This window comes from Virgibacillus dakarensis (genome assembly GCF_900155625.1).
GTDB classification, from domain to species: domain Bacteria; phylum Bacillota; class Bacilli; order Bacillales; family Amphibacillaceae; genus Lentibacillus_C; species Lentibacillus_C populi.
Genome location: NZ_LT732554.1, coordinates 2,714,599 through 2,737,668, shown reverse-complemented (window position 1 = coordinate 2,737,668; position 23,070 = coordinate 2,714,599). Strand labels below are relative to the sequence as shown.

At 38.9% G+C, this 23,070-nt stretch carries 17 protein-coding genes and 4 pseudogenes; 7 read left to right on the top strand and 14 right to left on the bottom strand.

From position 1 onward, the window contains the following. The first annotated feature begins 94 nt into the window (after nucleotides 1-94). From CZ382_RS22725 to CZ382_RS24960, 3 genes and pseudogenes are all read left to right on the top strand, one after another. Nucleotides 95-898 carry an ABC transporter ATP-binding protein gene (locus tag CZ382_RS22725; protein ID WP_284732549.1) on the top strand — a complete coding sequence of 268 codons (804 nt, stop codon included), beginning with the start codon at nucleotides 95-97 and terminating at the stop codon, nucleotides 896-898. Continuing rightward, on the top strand, nucleotides 882-2,816 hold the full coding sequence (locus tag CZ382_RS22720; RefSeq protein WP_235000493.1) for an FtsX-like permease family protein: 1,935 nt from the start codon (nucleotides 882-884) through the stop codon (nucleotides 2,814-2,816). The genes CZ382_RS22725 and CZ382_RS22720 overlap by 17 nt, the downstream gene beginning before the upstream one ends. Before the next feature lie 524 nt (nucleotides 2,817-3,340). Further along, nucleotides 3,341-3,574: pseudogene (locus tag CZ382_RS24960) on the top strand (DUF4158 domain-containing protein); the annotation flags it as partial. 863 nt (nucleotides 3,575-4,437) lie between these two features. On the opposite strand, the gene CZ382_RS22710 reads toward CZ382_RS24960, so the two are convergent. From CZ382_RS22710 to CZ382_RS22700, 3 genes and pseudogenes are all read right to left on the bottom strand, one after another. Beyond that, the gene (locus tag CZ382_RS22710) at nucleotides 4,438-5,547 is read right to left on the bottom strand and encodes an AbrB family transcriptional regulator (protein WP_088053330.1); all 1,110 of its coding nucleotides are present in this window, start codon (nucleotides 5,545-5,547) and stop codon (nucleotides 4,438-4,440) included. 284 nt (nucleotides 5,548-5,831) lie between these two features. Beyond that, nucleotides 5,832-6,134: pseudogene (locus CZ382_RS24955) on the bottom strand (DnaA ATPase domain-containing protein). A 29-nt stretch (nucleotides 6,135-6,163) separates the two neighbouring features. Next, a complete protein-coding gene (locus tag CZ382_RS22700; protein ID WP_088053328.1) occupies nucleotides 6,164-6,577 on the bottom strand; it encodes a DnaA N-terminal domain-containing protein in 414 nt (137 codons plus the stop codon). 192 nt (nucleotides 6,578-6,769) lie between these two features. Between CZ382_RS22700 and CZ382_RS22695 the strand changes: the two genes are divergently transcribed. Beyond that, nucleotides 6,770-7,159, top strand: coding sequence for an SLAP domain-containing protein (locus CZ382_RS22695; protein ID WP_088053327.1), 390 nt, complete (start codon nucleotides 6,770-6,772; stop codon nucleotides 7,157-7,159). Nucleotides 7,160-7,535: 376 nt separating this feature from the next. Next, nucleotides 7,536-8,765: a serine/threonine transporter SstT gene (gene sstT, locus CZ382_RS22685; RefSeq protein WP_088053325.1), complete on the top strand. Its 1,230-nt coding sequence runs from the start codon at nucleotides 7,536-7,538 to the stop codon at nucleotides 8,763-8,765. 354 nt (nucleotides 8,766-9,119) lie between these two features. Here sstT and gpmA read toward each other — a convergent pair whose 3' ends face one another. The 6 genes and pseudogenes from gpmA to CZ382_RS22650 form a co-directional block, all read right to left on the bottom strand. Beyond that, nucleotides 9,120-9,809: a 2,3-diphosphoglycerate-dependent phosphoglycerate mutase gene (gpmA, locus tag CZ382_RS22680; RefSeq protein WP_088053324.1), complete on the bottom strand. Its 690-nt coding sequence runs from the start codon at nucleotides 9,807-9,809 to the stop codon at nucleotides 9,120-9,122. A gap of 386 nt (nucleotides 9,810-10,195) precedes the next feature. After that, nucleotides 10,196-10,967, bottom strand: a pseudogene (locus CZ382_RS22675) (nucleotidyltransferase domain-containing protein). A 329-nt stretch (nucleotides 10,968-11,296) separates the two neighbouring features. Beyond that, on the bottom strand, nucleotides 11,297-12,178 hold the full coding sequence (locus tag CZ382_RS22670) for a GNAT family N-acetyltransferase (RefSeq protein WP_088053323.1): 882 nt from the start codon (nucleotides 12,176-12,178) through the stop codon (nucleotides 11,297-11,299). Nucleotides 12,179-12,387: 209 nt separating this feature from the next. Beyond that, a complete protein-coding gene (locus CZ382_RS22660; RefSeq protein WP_088053321.1) occupies nucleotides 12,388-12,873 on the bottom strand; it encodes a hypothetical protein in 486 nt (161 codons plus the stop codon). Beyond that, nucleotides 12,866-13,733, bottom strand: a pseudogene (locus CZ382_RS22655) (protein phosphatase 2C domain-containing protein). The gene CZ382_RS22660 and the pseudogene CZ382_RS22655 overlap by 8 nt, the downstream one beginning before the upstream one ends. A gap of 277 nt (nucleotides 13,734-14,010) precedes the next feature. Beyond that, nucleotides 14,011-15,276 (bottom strand): YqiA/YcfP family alpha/beta fold hydrolase, encoded by a 1,266-nt coding sequence (locus CZ382_RS22650; RefSeq protein ID WP_088053320.1) that lies wholly within the window; start codon nucleotides 15,274-15,276, stop codon nucleotides 14,011-14,013. A 108-nt stretch (nucleotides 15,277-15,384) separates the two neighbouring features. Between CZ382_RS22650 and CZ382_RS22645 the strand changes: the two genes are divergently transcribed. Next, nucleotides 15,385-15,669, top strand: a complete 285-nt coding sequence (locus CZ382_RS22645; RefSeq protein ID WP_088053319.1) for a hypothetical protein — start codon at nucleotides 15,385-15,387, stop codon at nucleotides 15,667-15,669. Between the two features lie 208 nt (nucleotides 15,670-15,877). Next, entirely contained in the window at nucleotides 15,878-16,069 is a 192-nt protein-coding gene (locus CZ382_RS22640; protein WP_088053318.1) for a hypothetical protein, read from the top strand. A 115-nt stretch (nucleotides 16,070-16,184) separates the two neighbouring features. Here the strand turns inward: CZ382_RS22640 and pepV are convergent, their stop codons facing one another. From pepV to CZ382_RS22610, 5 genes are all read right to left on the bottom strand, one after another. Next, the gene (pepV, locus tag CZ382_RS22635) at nucleotides 16,185-17,600 is read right to left on the bottom strand and encodes a dipeptidase PepV (protein WP_088053317.1); all 1,416 of its coding nucleotides are present in this window, start codon (nucleotides 17,598-17,600) and stop codon (nucleotides 16,185-16,187) included. A 201-nt stretch (nucleotides 17,601-17,801) separates the two neighbouring features. Next, nucleotides 17,802-18,758 (bottom strand): tRNA dihydrouridine synthase, encoded by a 957-nt coding sequence (locus CZ382_RS22630; protein WP_407701318.1) that lies wholly within the window; start codon nucleotides 18,756-18,758, stop codon nucleotides 17,802-17,804. A gap of 963 nt (nucleotides 18,759-19,721) precedes the next feature. Beyond that, a complete protein-coding gene (locus tag CZ382_RS22625) occupies nucleotides 19,722-20,486 on the bottom strand; it encodes an aminoglycoside adenylyltransferase domain-containing protein (RefSeq protein WP_235000492.1) in 765 nt (254 codons plus the stop codon). Nucleotides 20,487-20,803: 317 nt separating this feature from the next. Continuing rightward, nucleotides 20,804-21,679, bottom strand: coding sequence for a YitT family protein (locus CZ382_RS22620; protein WP_088053314.1), 876 nt, complete (start codon nucleotides 21,677-21,679; stop codon nucleotides 20,804-20,806). Between the two features lie 1,011 nt (nucleotides 21,680-22,690). Further along, entirely contained in the window at nucleotides 22,691-23,029 is a 339-nt protein-coding gene (locus tag CZ382_RS22610; RefSeq protein ID WP_088053312.1) for a VOC family protein, read from the bottom strand. Between the last annotated feature and the right edge of the window lie 41 nt (nucleotides 23,030-23,070).

The following is a 23,070-nucleotide window of genomic DNA, read 5'->3' as shown; positions in this document are numbered from 1 at the left end:
CAATATTGTCACGTTGTCTTGCCAGATTGTCATGTAAAACGTACGACAAGCGGAAAATCCAACCGTATAATAAAGCTATCATCAAGCAACAATTATGATTTGGAGGTACGTTATGGATCAGTTGAATGTAGGAGAAACCGTTTTACAAGCACGAAATGTCCACAAAACATTTGGTACCAAAGGAAATGCACAGCATGTATTAAAAGGAATAGATTTACGCGTCACCCGCAGTGAATTTGTCGGCATTATGGGACCTTCCGGCTCAGGCAAGACGACATTGCTTAACGTCTTAGCCACGATTGATCATACTACGGACGGAACGGTTTTAATCGATGACGCAGATATCTCCAAGCTGAGTAATACCGCGCTTTCCGCCTTTCGGCGCAACAAGCTGGGATTCATCTTCCAGGATTACAATCTACTGGACACGTTGACAGTAAAGGAAAATATACTGCTGCCCATCTCCCTTAGCAAAATGAGCAAGCGGAAAGCGGAAAGCGAGTTCACAGCCATCGCCGATGTGCTTGACATTAAAGCACTGTCGCACAAATATCCGCATGAAATATCAGGAGGCCAGAAACAACGGACAGCTGCCGGGCGTGCTCTGATCCACCAGCCTTCGATCGTGTTTGCGGACGAACCGACCGGTGCACTGGATTCCAAATCCGCTTCCTCGTTACTGGACGTGATGGAGAAGGTCAATCAGCAGCGAGGCGTTACCGTTGTCATGGTGACCCATGATCCGGTAGCCTCCAGCTATTGCAGCCGTGTTGTGTTTTTAAGAGACGGGAAGATTTATTCCGAGCTGTACCGCGGCGATAAAACAAGACATGCCTTCTTTAATGAAATTATGGACGTGCAAGCTGTACTGGGGGGCGACCATGTTGACGGTTTTTAAATTAGCGCTTCGCAGCATGCGGCAAAATGTGAAGCATTATTATTTGTACTTCTTTGCACTGATCTTTAGTATGAGCCTGTATTTTGTCTTCACCTCACTACAGCACGATCAGGCTGTTCAGAATATGACACATCCGAGCGTTGACTTCTCTGCCGGGTTTCAAATTGCGGGAGTCATGCTGATTGTGATCGTTGGGATCTTTACCGTCTCGGCCAACGGCATTTTCTTGCGTCGGCGCAGTCGAGAAATCGGACTATATCAGCTGATTGGTCTTTCCAAAGGCTGGGTAGCCCGATATCTAATGATCGAGAATATACTGCTTGGCTTAGGTGCACTACTTGCTGCGATCATTTGCGGCGCGTTGATTTCAAGGCTGTTCGTCCTGATTTTGTTGAATCTGCTCGGCTTAGAAGGGATTGTCGACATCAGCTTCTCCGTACCAGCGGCTTTTAAAACGTTGATGGTCTATCTTCTCATCATCGTCATCACTTCCATTCAGATGATGCTGAAGGTTTATCGCAGCACCCTTCTGAATCTGTTTCAAGCTGACAAGCGGCCTGACCTCACTAAGCCGCCCAAAGCGGTGGCATCTGCTATTTTCGCCCTGCTCGGTCTGGCGCTGATTGGATACGGCTATGAATTATCGGGTCATATCAATGAACAGTTATTCCTCAACGCACTATTGGTGCTCGGATCCATCGTTGCAGGGACTTACTTATTGTTTCGCGTTACGATCAGATGGTGCTTTTACCGATTCCGCAAACGTAAAGATGGACACCTGGGCTTAACAAACAGCCTGTCGATGGCTCCGCTGATGCACCATATGAAAGCAAATGCCAACTCTCTTACCTTGATTACGGTGTTGTCGGCCATGGCCATCACGCTGATTTCCATGGCTTACTCCTTCTACTACTCCGTAGAGCAAGAGACCCGCCGCGATCTCCCTTATGATTTTATGTTTGAAAACGAGCCGCAGGAGGCGCTGTCGTTCAAGATGGAGTTGGAGAAGGAAGGCATCGATGTTAATCACCACGTCGTTCAAGCGGTTCTGACGATGGGCATCATCCTTGATCCGAATGACGAATCCCGCAAGGTTGAAGAAAGTTTGTTATGGCTTCCGGCCGAACAGCTTAAACAAACAGGCGCAGACCTCAACGTGCCGCCAGATGGCGAAGCCATTTTGTACAATGCTGGGGCCTCACTTGCCGGAGACTTAGATGAGCAGTCGAAGCGATATCCAACAGAAATAAAGCTGGAGCAGCATGGACAGACCGTTATGTATACATTGAGGACATTGATGGAAAGGAACATCATGAATTTAAATGCTCCCGGCAAGCAGCTGCTAGTGTCAGAGGCGACGATGGACAAAATCGCAGAACAAATGGCCGGTACGCCCGGTTATAAAAAAATTCGCTTTGATACGTTTCAAGTTCCGAACAAGGAAGAGCTCGCCATAGCTTCCTCTCTATACAACGCAAAATACGTCAGTGACGAACGATTAACGTATGATTTCTATACGCAGTACAAAGAAGTGCTGCAGACGACAGGCTTGCTCATTTTCATCGCAGCTTTCCTTGGACTTATCTTTTTGATCTCAACCGGCAGCATCTTGTACTTCAAGCAAATGACCGAAGCCGAGCAGGAAAAGCAAAGCTTTAAGACGTTGCGTCAGCTCGGATTTGACGTGGATATGATCATGAAAGGCATTATACGAAAGCAGGCCATCGTGTTCCTTCTCCCTCTATCGATCGGTATGCTGCATTCGATCTTTGCTATCAAGGCGGCTTCATTTATGATCCGGTCGGACACCACGTTTCCGGCATCCATCGCCATGGCGATTTACACGGTTATCTATTTTGTATTCGCTCTGTTTACCATAGGCTACTACCGCAACATTGTAAAAAACGCTATGTCATAACCATCACTTAAAGGGGGGTAAGCTATATGGGGTACCGCCAACATTTCGGACACTTTGTACGCTAAGCATATTTCCAACCTAAGAAAAGCGCAAGCGCCCGTTTAGCAACGTACAAACTGGAGCACTCCGCAATGAGATAAAGGAAACACGGTGAGCTGGAAGCGAACCGATGTTGACTTATCGTAGTGAAGGAGTGTGAAGTTTGCTAGTTGCTGGGCGCTGGAGCTGGACATGGCCAACTCTGACGCTATCAGAATAGAGCCTAAATTTTTATACTTTCTTTACCTATAAAAAAATCGATTCCTTATCGTACAGGGAATCGATTTTTTTGTTTTACAATCGCGCTCGTTGAATAGAGCTTGCTTAAAAAAACTGAACTAAAACATTTCCTCTTTACATTGACATCGTGTCATACTTTATATTGTTGGAAAGGAGGGGTTTATAATGAAGATCACTTGGAAAAGGTAAATTAGATACTAATAAAATAATAATAAGGATTGGTTTCACTTGAGTGTTAAAAGTTTATTAACACCCGAACAAAAAAAGACATTTTAGGCCTAAATAATTTATCTGAATTTGACTTCACAACTTATTATAGCCTTTCAGACTTTGATATTGATGTTATAAATAAACATAGACGAGATCATAATCGACTGGGGTTTGCTATCCAATTATGTATTTTAAGACACCCAGGATGCACTTTAAATAATATGCTAGAAATCCCTGAGAACCTCATTTCATATGTAGCTAAACAAATAACTCATATCATCAAAGAAGATTAAATTTCGGCTGGATTATTATTTTTTCTGTGTTAAATGTTGTAGGCTATATGATGTTTAGATTGGTTGGGGAAAGTAAAAGTCGAGTTGAATATATTAGTTAAGTATCTGTTGTGCTAACCAGTGCGTTAGCTTAAGAACCTTGATTTGACTATACCGCAAATGGGCGCGATTGTTGCATAAACCCGATCTAAAAACCGATTTCCGACGTTTGTAAGGAAATCGGTTTTTCACGCTATAATTTGCTTAACGTTGTAAATCCGCATTTATCTGATGCTACCCCATCTTGGGACTATTTCTATCTTGCTATAGTATTTTCCTCAGATATTCAATTTCCTTTTTATCTAAGTGAGTTACCTTTGCAATAAATTCAATTGATGCCCCTTCTTTTAACATTTCAAGCGCGACTTCTTTTTCCTTCTTCTCTTCCTTCTTTTTTCCCCTTTTCCTCATACGAGATCGGAATCTCCAAAACCTTATCAGCCTCATCAAGCTGTTTAATCTCTTCCATCAGCTCTTCCTCCTCTTCTTCATTCAATTTCAGATACTTAAGGAAAAAAAGCTTCCAAAAACTCTTCAAAAAATGTGGTGATTAATTGCTTGAATAGTTGATCGTGCATAGTGTAGACAGTAGTGCTTTCTTTTACTAATGTCGCTACTGACACGTTAGCACATCCTTTACGGGGAAATGGAGAGAAAGGAATTAACTGGGGTGTTTGATCTACATATATTATAACAAAAAAGCCTATTAGAACCAGTGTTTTCATAAAATAAATTTCTCAATGGATCCGTAAAACAAACATATTCTCCGATGAGGAATCGAAAACCCGAACACCCCAAACCTAATGGCTATACTTCCGCTGTCCTGTCCGCCTTCTATTCATTATTTTAAACATTAATTTTACTGCTGGCGGTATTGCGAAATAAATAAAAAGGGTACGAAACAGCTGATAACCGGAGACAATTGACAAATCTGCGTGAATCTCATGTGCGATAATTCCCATCTGGTCCATGCCACCTGGAGCCATACTCAACAGTGACGTTGCATTGGATATCGGATAAAGTTTTGTGAGGACCATACTTAAGATAACACCACCAATTACAAGCATAACCCCACTCGCAATTGCCAAGCCTATTGTTCTCATTTTATTTTGCAGCTGATTTATGTTAAGCATTGATCCTACATGAGTGCCAATCATCAACTGCGCTGCATCGACAACAATCGGTGGAAGCTTTGGGCCTTCCACACCGGATAATTGCAGCAATGTTGTTCCGATAAGGGGACCTAATAGAAATGCTGTCGGAAAATTTATTTTAGATCCGACAAGAGCAAATACGATACACACCAATGCGAAAATAATAATATTGGGAAATAGCCCAGCCCAATTCGCTGGAACTGTGGCGGAAACTGGAGCATTTACAGTTGCCTCTCCCTGTTGAAATATCGGAATCATAACAAGTAATGGCATCATAATAACGATAATCATTAGACGGATGACTTGGGTAACAGTAACTACAGCCAAGTTGATTCCCTTCGTCTCTTCTGCCAGCATAATTACTTGTGTAAGCCCGCCAGGAATACTGCTTAACAGCGAGGTACTGTAATCACTGCCGGAAAACCTGGAGATAACAAAGGCAATCCCCGAACATAATAGCATTAACAATAAAGTCATGAGTAACATGGTCGGTAATTGAAGTGCCATTTGCTTTAGTGCGGTGGAAGTCATGGATAGGCCAATGGTGTAACCAACAATAATCATGCCCGTGTTACGAATGGAGCTCGGCCATACGTAAACACGATTCATTACATTTGTACCGATGACTACTGCAACCATTGGTCCAAGTAACCATGGAACCGGGACATGGAGCAGTGTAAACAGCACACCTCCAATGACGGCGGTAATAAGTGTTAAGATAAATTGAGTGAAGAGATGTGGTGCGTTCGCCTTCATGTTCATAGTCCTTCTTTAGCTGGTAAAATTTTAAGGGTTCGTTAAAAACTCCAATGTCTCCATTCTACTGTTAGGTGTATAGCAGCACAAGAAATTTGACCAGGCTTTGATCCCCAATAACATAAAAAAAGCACCCAATTCCTACGAATAAGATACACACAGGATTGGGTACAGTACAAAAAAGAATTTCAATATAATTTATGCTAACAGTCTTCAATGATCACAATTAATCCCCTAATAATGATTACAATCCAATTTGTTATTTAATGTAACCAATTGGGTTTTTAGTTCCGCAATAGCTTTTTTCCTGACAGAAATTCAATATCATCGATGAGCAAAACATCAGCCTGACAATATTTTTCCCCGGAACTCCTTTACATTATTTTTTTCAATACTGCCGAGGTGATCTTGTAAAATTGTTCCCCGGTTAAAAATATTACCTTCCTACACCGATCTTGTTTAAGCGCTTCACTACCAATCGCCTGAATTAAATGGGTTTTACCTGTCCCGGTTGGCCCATAGAGAAAGAGCGGATTATACGCTTCTCCAATAGATGAATACCACCGTATCGGCTGCCGTATAGGCAAAACGATTGGCTTTACCAACTACAAAATTATTAAACGTTTTGTTTTCTATCAAATTTGCTCTCCTGAATTTCATTACTGGGTTGTGAAACCGATGAATAATTCTTCTTTAGTATATAAAAGAGCTTTTCTTTTTCAGTTGCATTTAATGCATTAATCCGTGATAGAATAGCATTTATTTTACTCTCAGAATTAGGAACAGCTTCTTCTCTTCCTCCTAGAATATACACGATTTCCGGATTTTCGCTGGTGACCTCGTAAATTGCCTCCCTCATTAAGGACAAATATTTCATTTCCAGCCAATCCCTGGCAAATTCGTTCTGTGCAATTATAAACCAGCTTCCCTCTTCTCTTTTTGTCTTACATGGCTTAAACCAAGTTTCAAAGGTAGGCTCGCTTACCCGTTGATGTATGAATTCCAGAATTTCTTTCCACGTATTTTCCATCCAATCACCCCTTTTCAGATTATGGCTTTATGACTTTAAATGTACCGATCTCGTTTAAATAATACCCTTCCATTAGCTAAACAGCTTTTAGAATTGGCTTCACATACATTTTTGGTTTTTATGCTAATAGTTTGTTATTTACGCACTCTGTATTTACAATGAACATAATCTCTTTTAGGTGGTGCGGATACAATGCAAAAATTAACGTTTGAATCATCATGGGAAAAAGCGTTATCAGTGAAAGATCGTAATAGAATTGAACAGGTATTTTCCGAAACAATAATCCCTAAAAATACACCTGCTCACTTTACACTGTTATGGCAAGCGTTGAATTACAAAAAAGAATTACTTGTGACGGCCCTCGTTCATAACAGCAGCCAGCAAATCTTTTCTTTTCATCATACGGATCTGAAATATATCGAATACGGAAAAACAGTTGCGGAATATTCATTTACACTTCCTACATTAATAATTAAACCAAATACCAGCATGCCTTGGACGTTCATTTTTCCGACTGATGGTTTGTATGAGGGGATAAAGTTCACAAACGGTAATTTGGTTATAGCAGATAGTGTTATATGAAATGAAAAAGCAAAACTTAGAATCTGGAGGCTTTTGGTAACTATTTTTGAATGCGAAAACCCTTCAGATAAAATCAACTTCCAAAATAGCTATTTTCTGTAATGGCATTGCAATGAATTTTAATATTTTCATCAATAAAGCCTCTTTTTCTCGCGGATAGCAGTGTATGATACATATTTTCCCGGCCGACAACATTGTCCGTATGCAGATAAATCTTATCCGCTCTCAAACCATGTTCGTTTTTATAATAGAATTTCCCTACCAAATATTTTAACATAATAATTTATTTAACGACGCTAAAATTCACGATAAGCTAACTATTACTATACTTTTTTGTTATACTAATATTATAAAAACTTTTCAGGGAGATATATATATGAAAAAATTAATTCTTAATTGGAACCAGATAAGTCTAGTAAAACGAATACTCGTTGGTTTGATTATTGGTATTATCTTAGCCTTAACAATCCCTGCTAACGTAAAGTGGATTTCGATTTTCGGCACTTTATTCGTAGATGCATTAAAGGCTGTTGCACCAATTTTAGTCTTGCTCTTAGTTATGCATGCCATCTCTAAGCCTAGAAGTGGTCATCCAACAAATATGAAATCAATTCTTATTCTTTATCTGGTAGGTACATTTCTGGCAGGGCTAGTAGGAGTTGTTGCAAGCTTTATATTTCCGGTTAGCTTATCTCTTACAACAGGCTCAGAAGATCTTAATCCTCCTGGAGGTATTTTAGAAGTATTTAATTCCTTACTGCATAACATTGTGGACAACCCAGTAAATGCTCTATTAAATGCCAACTATATTGGCATACTAACTTGGGCTATACTTATTGGTATTGCGTTAAGAAATGCTTCTGTCACTACAAAAGACGCGCTTGCCAATTTTTCGGATGCCATATCACAATTAGTAAAATGGATAATAAATTTGGCTCCGATCGGAATCATGGGGCTGGTTTTTGATGCAATTGTGACAAGTGGACTATCGGCTTTGCTTGACTATGGAAAGTTACTTTTTATTCTACTCGGTTGTATGTTTTTTGTAGCTTTGGTTGTTAATCCAATTATCGTATTCATATGTATTCGCAAAAATCCCTACCCACTTGTCTTTACATGCCTAAAGGATAGTGGCCTTACAGGGTTCTTTACTCGTAGCTCAGCCGCAAATATTCCAGTAAATATGAACCTTTGTAAAAAATTGAACTTGGATCAGAATACATATTCGATATCTATTCCATTAGGTGCTACCATCAATATGGCTGGTGCTGCCGTAACTATTTCTGTATTAACCCTTGCTGCAGTTCACACGCTAGGGATTCCAGTGGATTTTGGTACTGCGCTTATTCTGACCGTCTTATCAGCTATTTCGGCAGCTGGTGCTTCAGGTGTGGCTGGTGGGTCGCTCTTGCTCATTCCCCTTGCGTGTAGCTTATTTGGAATTTCAAATGACATTGCTATGCAGGTTGTTGGTGTTGGTTTCATCATTGGTGTGTTACAGGACTCTTGTGAAACTGGACTTAATTCATCCACCGACGTACTTTTTACAGCAACAGCTGAATATGCTAAAAGGCGTAAAGAAGGCAAGGAAATTATTAATACGTAGAAAAAAAGATGTATTGTACGAAATGATTAACAAATAAAAGGCTCAGATAAACGTTTTGCTTTAGCCAAGACTGCCGAAGCTATTAGTAAAGGTGACCAATCCATTGTTGCAAAAAAGTTTCAAGGTAGCCGGGATACCATATGAAAAGACTGCTGCGAGATGGAAGCCAGCATAGTTATTAAGAACAATTTTTCTGCCTTGTGACGTAAGTGTCAAACATTACAATCACCAAAAATCCCCCTCACCAATACAGGCAAGGGGGATAGCATTTTCATAATAATTCATTTCATTTTTCCGGTTGATTCAATTTCCTGGCGAATTGCTTCCAGCATACTTCTTTCATCTACCACTAGCTTAGTTCTCCAGAAAATATTTATTTGTTGGTTTCAGTTTGTCATCGAGTTCGTAAATTAGCGGGATGCCAGTAGGGATCTCAACGTTGACGATGTCTTCATCCGACAAGTTTTCCAAATGCTTGACGAGCGCGCGAATGCTGTTGCCGTGTGCAGCGATGATGACATACTTGCCCTGCTTGATCTGTGGTGCGATCGTGTCCATCCAATATGGTGTCACGCGTTCCAGCGTCATTTTCAGATTCTCACCAGACGGGATCGCTTTTTGATCCAGAAGCTGATAACGTCTCTCTTTTTTCGCTTGACGTTCATCGTCTTCTTCCAAAAGTGGTGGAAGTACATCATAGCTTCTGCGCCACTGATGTACCTGCTCTTCCCCGTATTTTTCGGCTGTTTCCGCTTTGTTCAACCTTTGCAGCGCACCATAATGTCGTTCATTCAAGCGCCAGCTCTTTTCGACTGGAATCCACAGCTGATTCGTTTCCTCGAGAATGTAGTACAATGTTTTCATTGCCCGTGTCAATACTGACGTGAAAGCTATATCGAATTTCAGCCCATACTTTTGCAATTTCCTGCCGGCCTCTTTCGCCTCCTCTATGCCTTTCTCTGTCAAATCGGCATCTTCCCAGCCGGTAAATATATTAGATTGATTAAAGACACTCTGGCCGTGTCTGACAATGGTTAGTTTCATGAGAAAACCTCCTCGTATTTAAAGTTTTTAGAAATTGATCTTCTTGCTCTTTGACCATTAAATAATGCTTCTCCGCTATCTAAATATGGAAGGAGTTGTTTAGATAGGAGATTTTATATAGAGTTGCGGTACGTATTTTCCCCATGTTACTTGGTGTATGAATTGATATGCTTTGAACATGATCGCCCCCCTTTATTCATGCACAGAACTGTATAGGATCATTGTTATTATGTCCGAAAAGCAAAATGTAGTTTATTTAGCATTGTCACAAGTATTTATTTACAGTTCCGCTTTCGACCCTTATACTGTAATACCTTATAAACTTTTATGACATCTGTATATCGCATCGGGCAATTCATAATCACGCCCAAATTTTCATCCACCTTTTATCCCCATACTTCTCCCAATGTAGCTCTAAATAAATTGTCCAGTTTTTTTGTAGGATCTTCATTTTTTACCGAGAGCGTTTTAATATGCGTTTCGATACGTCTTATTTCGTTTTCCAGAAAGTCATTAATCATATCGATTCGCGGTTCAAAATCCAATTCATCCCCTATTATCTTTCGTTTTAATAGACTTTCAATTTCGTTTTTTAATTTACCTTCTGGAATCATAGTCTGCAATAATTCATTAAAAAGGATTGGAGGAACTGTTTGATATTTTTCAATCCATTTACAAGCCATTACCGGGCGAAGCACATAGAAATATTTCTTGATTTTCACCTTTGATCCTTGCAGATACCCTCGATAATTATTTTTCGCCATATTTAAGTAGTGGTATAAACATGCATTTGGGTGGAAGCAGTCCAATTCCAATAATCGCAACTTATCAATAAATGCGTACTGCTGAAAATAAACAATACCACTTCTCATCCATTCTAAAAGTGGGGGATTACTTTTTCTCAGCAGCCGTAAAGCTTTTGTTATTTCCCAACCGCTTATATCCAGTAAATCGTTGATTGGAATTTCAATTACGTCTTCCTTGCGGGTCAATAGAAAGATACCACTGTGGCTGATGGATATAAATAAATCTTACATCAAAATCACTGTCCTTTGAAGGAAAACCCCAAGCCCGGCTACCAGATTCTACTGCGTATAAAACCTTTACTTGAAACCTTTCTTCAATTTCAATTAACTTACTTTGGATTGTTTCTTTCATTTGTACACACCACTTTCATGAATGGAGGAATAAATACACCTCCTCATTTTCAGACACCATTTGTACCTCGATGAATTGGCTGAATCTACATTGTTCGAAAAAAAAGACCTATATAGCGGGCTTTAGCAGGGAAGTGAATTGGACAGAGGCTGGAAGGTGATGGGACAGATTTCTCAGTCTGAACAGAACATAATTCTATGACAGTCGTCTGTTCCCTCGTCCCTTCACCCATCTGATACGGTCCTTGCAATCTCCATTTGGCATCGTTATTGTTCAAGCAGATGTCTGTATAAACCTCGTGATGTTAAAGTTGCCGGCGCTTATTGACCTCAGGATAAGCTAGCAGATGAAAGCACATAACTTACCAAAATATCCTGCTGTTCAAATCCGGCTTTGAAATAAATATGATTAGCAGAACGGTTTGTATTACTTACAGACAATTTAATTTCGGTTATACGTGGGTACGAAAATATTTCATCAATGATTTCTATTAACAATAATGTACCCAACCCTTTATTTTGAAAGGTTGGAGCTATGGCGATGTACTCTAAAGATGCTTCTGCACATTCCTTGTCTATTTCATAGTAGGCATACCCTTGTACTTGGCCATCTTCCGTTTTAAGAACCTTTAAAACATTTTCCTCACTTAAACGCGAATCAATTGTCTTTGCATCATAATATGTATTAGGGAACATATGACTATGCAATGATTCAAATGCTGCAAAATCAGCTTCACTATATCGTACACTTCTTTTACTCGATACACTCCGGGCACTCGCTTTTTGAATTTCCAAAATTAAATGCTCTCCTGTTTTTCTAGCCTGCAAACTTTCTGCAAAAGCTAATTGACTAGTATTCTCTTGATTGATAAAGAAATAGAATGTACGTATGTTAGGATATGCTTTGCGCAACTGTTCCCATAGTTGAGTTACCATAGAATCTGATTCCATTTTATTGAATGGACCCCACACCTCGGCAGTCTGTTCATCAATATCCACTCCAATTGCGGCGATTATTTCATTTGCTTCATTTCTCGCAATCATAAAAGCCAGTTCGCCGTTTTTTTCCAAAAAATCATCTTGTAACGTTTGATAAATTTCACCAGAGCTTTTACCACAATAACCTATATGTGATGATTTAATATTGTTCAAATCTGAAAGAAATTGTGCGAGCTCTTCAATGTCATTTGCTTTTTGTATATATGTATTCATGCGTTCACCTATCCTATTCGAAACCTGAGTTCATATCTTTGTATTTCCTAAGAAAATCCTAAACAGAAGTAATAACCTGCATAGCAGCATTAATTGTTGCTTTTATGTCTCCCTTTACTTCCAGGCCGTGATTCGCATCAGGTATAATAAGCCCCGAAACAAGTTCATTGTTAAGGGATCCAATTAATTCTTCACTAAAATCAGGATCTTCATTTCCTATAACATATAATGACGGTATCTCCGACTTCAATAGTGATTGAAATACTATCTCCTCTTTTAGCAGGGGTCAGCCATATCCCATATGTTTTGTGTTGATTTATAAATTCCTTTTCATTCCATTCACAGGCCATAGGAGTCGTTCCAATAGATTTACTCAGAACTTTTCCGTATATTACATTATTTAAAACAGTTTTAATAACGGATAAAACATCTTCATACATCCATTTATCCTGCTCTTGATTACTAAGATTTTTAAATTCAGCGTTATTTGCATAGTTATAATTGACATGAAGAACGTCAACGTTATTATTCATACATACGCTCGTGGAATAATGAAAAAGTGGGCGTTGCGTTGAGTACCCAAGTCCTGGCAGCATGACACAAATATTTTTATTTTCTTGTTTTCCACGAATCCATGTATAGTTAATGAGAGATTGATTCTTTCTGACCACTTCTTTTTCAATAAAGTTATACAAATCTATCCACCCCTCTTGGTTGATCACTTGGAAGTTGCGCAGGAAAAGAATTATGATATTCCCAACAAATCAATGTTGCACTATCTCTTCCCACGTTCTCATGTACGTATTTTAAAATGTGTTTTACGCTGCTCTCTAATTTACTATCATCAAACTGCATAAAAAATTCTTCGTATAAATTTGTTGCAACTTCATAGTACCTATCTCCACATTCCAAAATACCATCTGTCAGCATTAGTATTAGGTTATAGCCTGGCCTTAACTCCCTTATACCAGATGATTAACAAGGTACAGGTAAAGAAAACGTATTGACAGAACCAATCCATTCATAGAATTGGCGTTGATTCAGTGCATGCTGTCCTAACCTATGTAATTCTTCATGAAAAAGATAAGCCACACAATCTCCTACCGAAAACCACCAAAGATAATTCTCTTTTCTCATGCATATCAGACATGCGGTTTCACCTTGGACATTCTGGCATTCATTCATAAAATCACGTGATTGAAAGACTGATAATAAGTGATTTTCTATTGATTGGAAAACATTTTTCATAGGTATATGTATTATCTCTAAAATCCTGCTCCATTCCTTCTCAATGGTGCGAATAACCAAGTCAACACTTTCAGAACTATTATGACCATCTAATACCATAGAAAGCTCCCAGTCTTTACCTTGCCATACCAAAGCACCATCTTCATTCTTAAATGCACCTGCTTTCAGGTTACCCTCCATATCTTCCTATTAAGATTTGATCACATTTATCTATTTTTATTTCATTTACATAAGGACTTTCTCTCCCACTCCACTTAAATTTTTGACAGTTCTTATCAACTTCTATATTATTCCATTGGTTTTTCATTAGAAAGGCGTTGATGCTTTTAAGGATTTTATCGTGATGATCCGGTATGGTACCTGTGGCGAAACCATGCTCCAAATAGACTCCAAAAAGTTGCTTAGATTCCCGTATGTCGCTTCTTATCCGAGCTTCAAGTTCAGCTTTTTGGGCAGCCCGTTCCATTTGCTCCTTCCAAAAATCATTGAGCTCCCTGTCTCCAACAATACTGTATCCATCATACGCCAAATGCTTTCACCCCTTCCTGCCCTATCCGCTTTCATCAGCAGTTACACCCCGGGCTTTATTTGAAACCCAACCAATCTGCAAGCAATTGGTCTGTTTCTTCAAAGTCATTTCCCATTTTGTTCATGTTAAAGGCGATTTCAGCAGTATCTGATTTTCCCCTTTTTAACATAGTCAAAATTTCTTCGTATTCGCCAATATCGAATATAATTGGTACTCCATTTTCCATTTTTCCATATCCTTGAAAGATTTCTTCCACGTCTGCTCCTGTTAGCTTATCAAAATTACCTGAACCTACTAATCTTAAATATTTACTTTTGATGTCGGTGAGCGTCTGTATGTAATAATCATAAAAATTATCAAATGACTTCTCCGTATTTTTAATTAAGTCGGTGTTCTCTTCCAAGTCTTTAGCAAATGATTTGATAATTTCTGATTGGATTACAATACTAAAGCCATGAACGTCATTATTTTTCATTTCAAGCGGAGAACTCTTAAGTTGTATTCCGAGTTCAGCATCGTATAATACTCCAGGTTTTAAGTATCCATTTTCATCAAATAGCTCTTCAATAACATAGTTCTTACTGATTCCATGCGTCTCAAACCACCTAATCCCAATCTCAGATGGATCACTCATATAATACAAAGATCCGATTGGTTGTGTTCGGTAAGTACCAACTATATCATCGGGATATGTATAGGTAATGATTTGATCTTTGAAATCTCCATTTTTCACACGTTGTTGTTGCTTGTCAGTGAGAAGATTATAAACATCAGCAGCTGCAAATGTAATGGCATCTGCATCATGCTGAACAGCAAAGTATTCAGCTAACCCTCCACCAAGCGAATGCCCGACAAATGTAACATTATCTTTGCCGTACTCTTCAATGTATTTATCGACGATGGGAGCCGCTTTGGTAAATTGATTTTCAGTTAAGGTTCTAACATTGCCATCTTCATCTATTTCCGCAAGACCATTTGCAATCCTCATATCTTGAATCGGTGATCCAGTATATTTATCTGAATCATTTCCTGTATAGGATTGATTCCCTAGAAATATACCGAAAGCATCCGTTTCTAAGTCATTTACTAACTGCTCCATACCGCGGTCCTTTTGTGTTCCTTCAAAACTAATGACAACCTTGCCAGTGTCTTTATTTTGCAAAACATATCCTTTAAGGCCGGTTTCTTTATCTATAATTGGCTCCTCTACCTTCTCCCAGGTAATACGTTTTCCATTTATTACTACTGGAATATTTTTTAAATCTGCTTCGTAACTTTGTTCTGCAATTTTGACTGCTTCCCACCCCGTCAAACTTCCCATGGCGATTCACTCCATTATATTGTAAACTATATGTAAGAGGTGATTAAATTGAGAATAATCCGTCTACTTATTATTCTTACTGCTATTATACTATTAGGAGGATGCTTTGTGAATAAAGATAAAGACAATTATGATAAAGAAACCATTGATAAAGCAAAAGTAAAAGTGGAAAGCTTCATACGTAATAACTACCAGAACATAGAAACAGTTGAATTTAATGATGATGATTATACAAGTGGAATGGGTGGCCTAATGATACGGGGAACGGTCAATGGCGAAGCAGGTTTCTCGGCTAGTATAGACCCTAAAACCTTTCATGTAGGAAGCATGGGGGAAAAAACTGGGTTTCCCGAGGTAAAACCGGAGTGTGAAGAAGAAGTTTGTGATTATTAACTGGAGTGTTTAGATTGAAAAAAATTCATTTACTTTACACTCTTTTCTTTATAATTCTGTTAAGTGACTGCCTTCAGAATAATGGAGGTTATAATGAAAAGACAATTGATCACGCAAAAGTAAAGAAAGCTTCATATGCAATAACTACCAGAACATAGAAACAGTTGAATTTAACGACGATGATTATATAAGTGGAATGGGAGGATTAATGATACGAGGAACGGTCAATGGCGAAGCTGGTTTTTCAGCTACTATAGACCCTAAAAGTTTTCGAGTACCAAGCATGGGAGAAAAAACTGGTTTCCCTGAAAAAAAAGAAGAATGTAAGGATCACTTCTCTCCTTCCATCACAACCTATCATACCACCAAGTTCGCATGTCAAGTAACGCTCCCGGAATAGATCACTCAAAATTCCGCACTTGGTAGTTCCATTCAAAAAGAACAGACCGCCCGGGATCTGTTCTTCCACTCTTCTTTACAACCTGGTACTATTAACATTCACCGTATTAAACTTATTAGTCCGCTTTAGCCAATTCATAAATCGCCTGTGCGTATATTGCAGTAGCGCGTAATAAATCTTCTACAATGGCGTATTCATCTTTTTGATGCATGACATCTTCACGGCCGGGAAATAACGCACCAAAAGCAACCCCATGATCCAATGCACGAGCATACGTCCCGCCACCGATGGCCAGCAGTTCCGCTTTGTCTCCGGTTTGTTCTTCATATACCTTTTGCAATGTTTGAATGAGCGGGTCATCTTTTTTCACATAAGTTGGCTTGGAATCAGAGAAGTTTTCCAATTGAAGGCCGTTTTCTGCTAATTCTGCTTGTATTTTTGCTTTTCCCGCTTCGATATCAAACGTAACAGGATAACGCATATTCAATCCGATACGGCCACCCATTTCCGTGCTGTAATTCATGATACCGACATTTATTGTTAAATCACCTGAATCCTCATCTCGATAAGAAATAGCAAATGTCTCTCCGCGTGAACGGTTGTAAAACTGTGCAATACTGTCAATAAATTTCTTGCCTGATGCATCCAAATTCAGTGTTTGTAAAAATTGCGACATAAAAATACCAGCATTTTTTCCATTACGTGGTTCGGCACCGTGGGCACTCACTCCAGCCAATGTCAAAACCAGTTCATCTTCATTTACAGAAACATCTCCATCCAATTCGGAACCCTTTAGAAAATCTTGATATTTCTGTATCAAACCAGCAGCTTCATCCCACAATTTCACATGAACTTTTGCAAAATCCGGTACCATATTGTATCTTCGTCCAGACTGAAATGACAGCAAGACGAGTGCTACATTGGACTGTTCTAGCCGCGGCGGCTGCACGATATCGAAATCGGCAATGCCCTTTTCCGCATAGATAACCGGAAAATCAGCATCTGGTACAAAGCCGGTGCTTGGCATCTCTTCTTCTTGAAAGTAATGCGCGACACCTCGCCAATCGCTCTCTTCATCGGTTCCAATAATCAGGCGCACCCGCTTTCCGAGGGGAAGTCCTAATTCATTTACAATCTTCATGCCATAATAAGCAGCAACTGTCGGCCCTTTATCATCGCTGGAACCACGGGCATAGATTTTGCCATCCTTGATAACCGCGTTATACGGATCAACACTCCATCCATCACCCTCCGGAACAACATCGACATGGCCTAAAATACCAAGAAGCTCTTTCCCTGCTCCCATTTCCAAGTGTCCAGCCAGATTTCCAACGTTTTTTGTACGAAACCCGTCTTTCTCTCCTAAACCCAGCATGTATTGCAATGCATCTCTAACCCCTTGTCCAAGCGGTGCATCCGCTTGAGCATGTTCCTCATCCAGCACACTCTTAATTTGCAAAAGTCCTTGCAAATCCTTTAAAAATGAGTCTTTCCTTTTTAATACTTCATCCATCCAGTTGATTTCACTCATGTGGCAATATCTCCTTTTGCAGCCAATTTATTTTTCCTTAAAAGTTTATCATTCCTCAATAGGTAGTGAACCTCCCGGCATTGAAATACCTAGACTTCCCCGGACATTTTCCTAAATACTCCCCATACGGTTTAACGTCCCACTTCGCTTTCACCTTGAATTGAGACACTTCCCCTGTCCCCTTGTACCATCAACACTCTTTCACTCAAAGTTCTCAAGCAATGCACGCACTTCATCTGTTGACTCTGTGCTCATCAATTGATTTCTTAATTCACTTGCCCCCCGAAAGCCGCGGACATATATCTTAAAAAAGCGACGAAGAGGTTTGAATGGACGTGGCTCTAATTCTTTTGAATATTTATCAAAAAGGTCCAGCTGCAACCTTAAGAGATCAAGCAATTCCTTACTACTATGTTCTTTCGACTGTTTTTCAAAGGCGAATGGATTTTTAAAAACACCACGCCCAATCATAATCCCATCAACACCGTATTGATGAGCGAGCGTCAAGCCAGTTTGACGGTCAGGGATATCCCCATTGATCGTCAAAAGCGTATCCGGTGCCACCTGGTCACGAAGTTTCTTAATCTCCGGGATTAGTTCCCAGTGAGCATCTACCTTGCTCATTTCTTTTTTTGTACGCAGATGAATGGAAAGATTAACAATGTCTTGTTTCAATATGTGTGTTAGCCAGTCATGCCATTCGTCTACATTAGTATAACCAAGCCTTGTCTTCACACTTACGGGCAGCCCTCCTGCTTTTGCTGCTTGTATTAAATCTCTTGCAACTTCTGGACGACGGATAAGGCCACATCCCTTCCCTTTCCCTGCCACATTAGGTACAGGACAGCCCATATTGATATCCACACCTCTAAATCCTTGTTTAGCCATTCCAATACTCATTTGTCTAAAGTATTCGGGCTTATCCCCCCATATATGGGCCACAATTGGTTGTTCATCCTCTGTAAAAGCCAAACGCCCACGTACACTATTGATCCCCTCTGGGTGACAGTAACTCTCCGTGTTTGTAAACTCTGTAAAAAACACATCAGGTCTGGCTGCTTCACTCACAACATGGCGGAAAACGACATCCGTCACATCTTCCATTGGTGCCAGTATAAAAAACGGTCGTGGTAAATCACGCCAAAAATTATCTATCATAATCGAATTCATATCCTTTCATTATGGGACGTCAGGACAAGCTCATGTCCTCAAAAATAAAAAGCAATAATGTCCCTACTTCCTTTACACTTATACCACGTTTAACCACTTTTTATCAAACGGATCGGAAATGTTCATTTTAATCAGACATTCGTGTACAACACAAATAAACTCTTGATTTTTCCAAACCACTCCCCCCGCATTCCACTATTTCGGTTAAAATAAAGTTTTGCTACGGAGCCCTCTTTTTTACACCTTTTCGGCTCAAAAATGACTTTTTTTGGGTGTTTTTCGCCCGTTGTTTTTGTCGCCTATTAAACTAAATTTTTGCCATAATGGAATAAAAAAAATCGAGAAAGGACTGAATGGTTTGGGAAAGAAAAGACTCCGAATTCGCAAATGATTATTACTACGAAACTAGGGTCGGACTAGCAAATGTTTATTTTAGTGGCAATGACATAACTTGCTGCCTGATGAATGGATATGCCATATCGTTTCATGTATTTTATTTTCCCGACCTGACTGGTATACGCTGGATTAATTTCATATATGGCGACACCCGTTTTTCCGCTCTGGATTTAACGGCCGACTTAACGTACGATCCATTATTTTTTAACCCTCAACTGTAAATCGCGGATAAGAGCTACCGTTCATGTCCCCTTTGACTTTATTTAAAAAAGCAGGAGAAATTATACTGAATATTTTGTATAGACATTTAATGGTAATTAGGGGTGATTTGACAAAGCTTATAAATTTTTATGCAACACTAATGACTTTGTATAGTTATTATGAATGTTTGTTGCTGTAATACCTTTAACATCTTTCTGTTGAAAAGCCCACTCTTTTAAGCACTGAGCTATTTCACTTTATACCTCACCTTTTGGGATAGATTGGGGAAATTTAAACAGTAACAGTCAATTAAACTGTCACAAGGGTAATTACTCTTGTATAACAATCCTACTGTTAGCTTAATAATTCCTGTACATTAGTGGCAATATAATTTCTTATTGATAGTAGTTCATTTTTCTCAAAATCATAAGCTGGGTTCTCATTCGAATAATTATAAACCACTTTCTGCATAGCAAAGCTCATCTCTTTTGGTAATGAGGCCAGTCCCCAGTTACCCGCTTCTTGCTTTGATGAAATAACACCTTCTTTTAGATACCAAACTACTCTAATCAAATTTAATGTACAATATATTGGATCCTTTTCAATATTTTCTAAGCACTCTTGAAAATCCCCCATAATGGATGACATATAATCCGAACGGGAAACCAAAGGAAAAACCTCGACAATTGGTTTTCCTTCTATGCAAATTCCTCGATTAGTCGTTATAGTTATATGTGCAGCTAAATCAGCATCAGTCTTAATCTCTTCGTTTAAATGTTGATATGTCCCAACCGCCAAATCATCTTCATAACGTTCCCTCCAAAATTCACTGTAATGAAAATCGAATGGGCAGGGATGCTTCCAATTCTTTAATTGTTCTTCATTCAAAAAACTTACTTCTACTGGATATGGATTTTCTGAACAGGTTAAAAATAATTGTGCCAATTTCCTTTTGGTTTCAACAGTCATTAATTTATTCGTAACAACCACAATATCAATATCGCTACTGTTCGGATTAAAACCTCCCATTGCTAAAGAACCGTGCATGTAAAAACCAATAAAGTCTTCCTTTATAATTTCCTTAGTTTCACTTAGAAGATGGAAAACAAAATCTTTCACATCAGACGAGCACGTTACCCAATTATAAGTCATATATAAACCCCATCCATTACCTTCTCCAATTAACTTAATCCTTTGTTTAAATACATAATTTCACTTCCATGAGCCTATATTATTTTGCCGCATATTCCAATTATTGTTAAATTTGATTCAATCCAGCTCTCTTTTCAATTTTGGCATTTAGATGTTATGCACTCCTCCGGCTATTCTGTCCTGATTATCTGCTAGCCAGAAATTAAGTTACAGTATGGAAGAACAAAGTTCCGTCAAAACCGCCAAAGTTTCAGGGAGATAATAACCCTCTTAGAACTTTTTTGCTAATGAATATCATGCTTTTTGAAGTTACCGCCCTTCACTTCTGCTACATCATATACAGCAACAAACGCATGTTTGTCAATTTCATAAATGATTTCTTTCATTTTACTGTCCTCTAAACGGTTAATGATACAAGTAATTTCTTTGAATTGTTCGTTTGAATAACCACCTTCAACTATGTTATACGTTGCACTACGACCTAAGCGGTCACGTATGGTTTCTACCATTAATTCGGGTTGACTTGTTATAATCTTAAAGGTTTTGGAACCACTCAAACCTTCTTCAACGGTGTGAATCACCTTGGAAGCGATAAAATAAGCGATCCCCGATAAGAAAGCCCCTTGAAGACCAAAGACGGTTGAAACAATCATAAACACAAACAAGTTTAAGAATAAAATGAGGTCACTTGTTCCAAAAGGCAACTTCCGGGAAAGTAATACGGCTAACATATCAATGCCATCCAATGCACCGCCATTTCGTAATGCTAACCCCATGCCGAAACCAATGATAATACCACCAACAACGGTTACTAACAGTGTATCGCCTTGAATAATGGTTGGTATATGGTGCATAATGCTTGTCCCGTATGCTAGTGAAGCAATACCGATAACGGAATAGATAGCAAAGCTTTTCCCAATCTGTTTATACCCTAAAAATATGAATGGGATATTTAGTACTGCAATCAGAAGTCCTAGAGGTAATCCAATTAATTGTGAACCAACGATACTCAAACCTGTCACACCGCCATCTGATACGTTGTTTGGAATTAATATCGCCTCTAGTCCATATGCGGTTATAAATGCCCCAATAATAACTGCTAAGGCTCGTAATACCTTTTTAAGTCTACTGGTTCTTTTTTGCTTCGTGATTGTACTCATTTCATTTCCTCTTTCCGAACTTTTTTCTCTTTCGCTTTTACATTTTTCATTCATTTATATAATCATATTATTAATTTCATTTCCATTCCTAGTTGAATCTTGTACTAAATTAATTTTTTAATTTCTCTTCTCCAATTTCTGCACCTGCTCCAGTTTACTATTACTTTCTTATTTTCAAGTACGAATAAAGCTCCTCCCAATAATTTTCCTGCAGTGTCTATTTTGATTAATTGTACTATCTGCCCTTTAGACTTTAAGTAGATTTGTTCACATTCTATAAACCATTTTAACATAGATGCCATTAATCTAATGAAGTATAACTCAGAAATCAGGTCCCTTTCATAGAACAACATTACTGTCTTTGTTATCTTAATTCCAATCTTTTTCTTCCCTCTACTTTACTTATCTGGAACTCCCTCTTTCCCTACCCCAAGTCCGCCCCAGCCCTTATCTCCCAAGACTCCACCCCCCTCTTTATTCCCTCATAGAAATGGAACTAGGTTCTTCCCGGAACAGAAAAAAGAATCCAGAGAAAAGGGTCGAGTTGTAGCGATTTTGGGATGGTGTAATGGTTGGAAGATCCGAATTATGTGGCGGAGAAAACAACTGAATAAGACAACTGCAGACCCCTGTACAGTATTGGCAAGGGAATGGAGAAATATTTGATCAAGAAAAAAGACTGAAACACTATTGGATCCAGCCTGAAGTTGTATTAAAAAAACGATTGAATAAGATTTCATACATTGTGTTCCTCCCGATTCTTTGGCGACAAGCTATTAAACAATAGCTACCAACATTTTAGCCGAAGGAAGAGGAATTTAGCGGGTACATATGATATTACATTCGCAGGAATATTTTTTGTAATAACAATATGCTCTGAAATGAGTCCTATAGGTCTTCTCTCTATTCCATTGAAGCACCAATTAGTACAACAAGAGATGACTAACAGTAGGGGAAATGTGTAATCATCTCTGGTAAAAAAGAAGCCCTTATTCTTTTTTTATATTAATATTATGCTAATACTTCAATGGTAAATCCTCCAGGTGCTTTAACATAAAAGGTATAGCCATGAGATTCCATAGGAGGATCAACGTCATAACCATCGTTTTTCAAACGCATATTAATTTCGTCTACCTTCTCCTTATTCTCTTGTGGAAATCCAATATGAAAAGTTTGAGGATACTGGACGTTCTTACCTTTCATTAAAGTCAGCACAAAGCCTTCATCATCAAACATTGCAGCAAACCCACTCCCACCGCTCCCTACACATGTCAGACCAAAATAAGTTTCTAAGAACCCTTTGGAAACCCCAACATCATTAACAGTTAAATTCAAATGATTAAGTTTCATGTATAGTTTCACCTCTTTTAATACCATTAATAAGATATATG

Coding starts and splice junctions, on each gene's coding strand:
- gpmA (WP_088053324.1), bottom strand. CDS start 9,809: ATGAAACTAACCATTGTCAGACACGGCCAGAGTGTCTTTAATCAATCT.
- CZ382_RS22640 (WP_088053318.1), top strand. CDS start 15,878: ATGATACGAGGAACGGTCAATGGCGAAGCTGGTTTTTCAGCTACTATA.
- CZ382_RS22630 (WP_407701318.1), bottom strand. CDS start 18,758: ATGATAGATAATTTTTGGCGTGATTTACCACGACCGTTTTTTATACTG.
- CZ382_RS22610 (WP_088053312.1), bottom strand. CDS start 23,029: ATGAAACTTAATCATTTGAATTTAACTGTTAATGATGTTGGGGTTTCC.
- CZ382_RS22650 (WP_088053320.1), bottom strand. CDS start 15,276: ATGGGAAGTTTGACGGGGTGGGAAGCAGTCAAAATTGCAGAACAAAGT.
- CZ382_RS22720 (WP_235000493.1), top strand. CDS start 882: ATGTTGACGGTTTTTAAATTAGCGCTTCGCAGCATGCGGCAAAATGTG.
- CZ382_RS22725 (WP_284732549.1), top strand. CDS start 95: ATGATTTGGAGGTACGTTATGGATCAGTTGAATGTAGGAGAAACCGTT.
- CZ382_RS22670 (WP_088053323.1), bottom strand. CDS start 12,178: ATGAATACATATATACAAAAAGCAAATGACATTGAAGAGCTCGCACAA.
- CZ382_RS22620 (WP_088053314.1), bottom strand. CDS start 21,679: ATGAGTACAATCACGAAGCAAAAAAGAACCAGTAGACTTAAAAAGGTA.
- CZ382_RS22695 (WP_088053327.1), top strand. CDS start 6,770: ATGCAAAAATTAACGTTTGAATCATCATGGGAAAAAGCGTTATCAGTG.
- CZ382_RS22710 (WP_088053330.1), bottom strand. CDS start 5,547: ATGAAGGCGAACGCACCACATCTCTTCACTCAATTTATCTTAACACTT.
- sstT (WP_088053325.1), top strand. CDS start 7,536: ATGAAAAAATTAATTCTTAATTGGAACCAGATAAGTCTAGTAAAACGA.
- pepV (WP_088053317.1), bottom strand. CDS start 17,600: ATGAGTGAAATCAACTGGATGGATGAAGTATTAAAAAGGAAAGACTCA.
- CZ382_RS22700 (WP_088053328.1), bottom strand. CDS start 6,577: ATGGAAAATACGTGGAAAGAAATTCTGGAATTCATACATCAACGGGTA.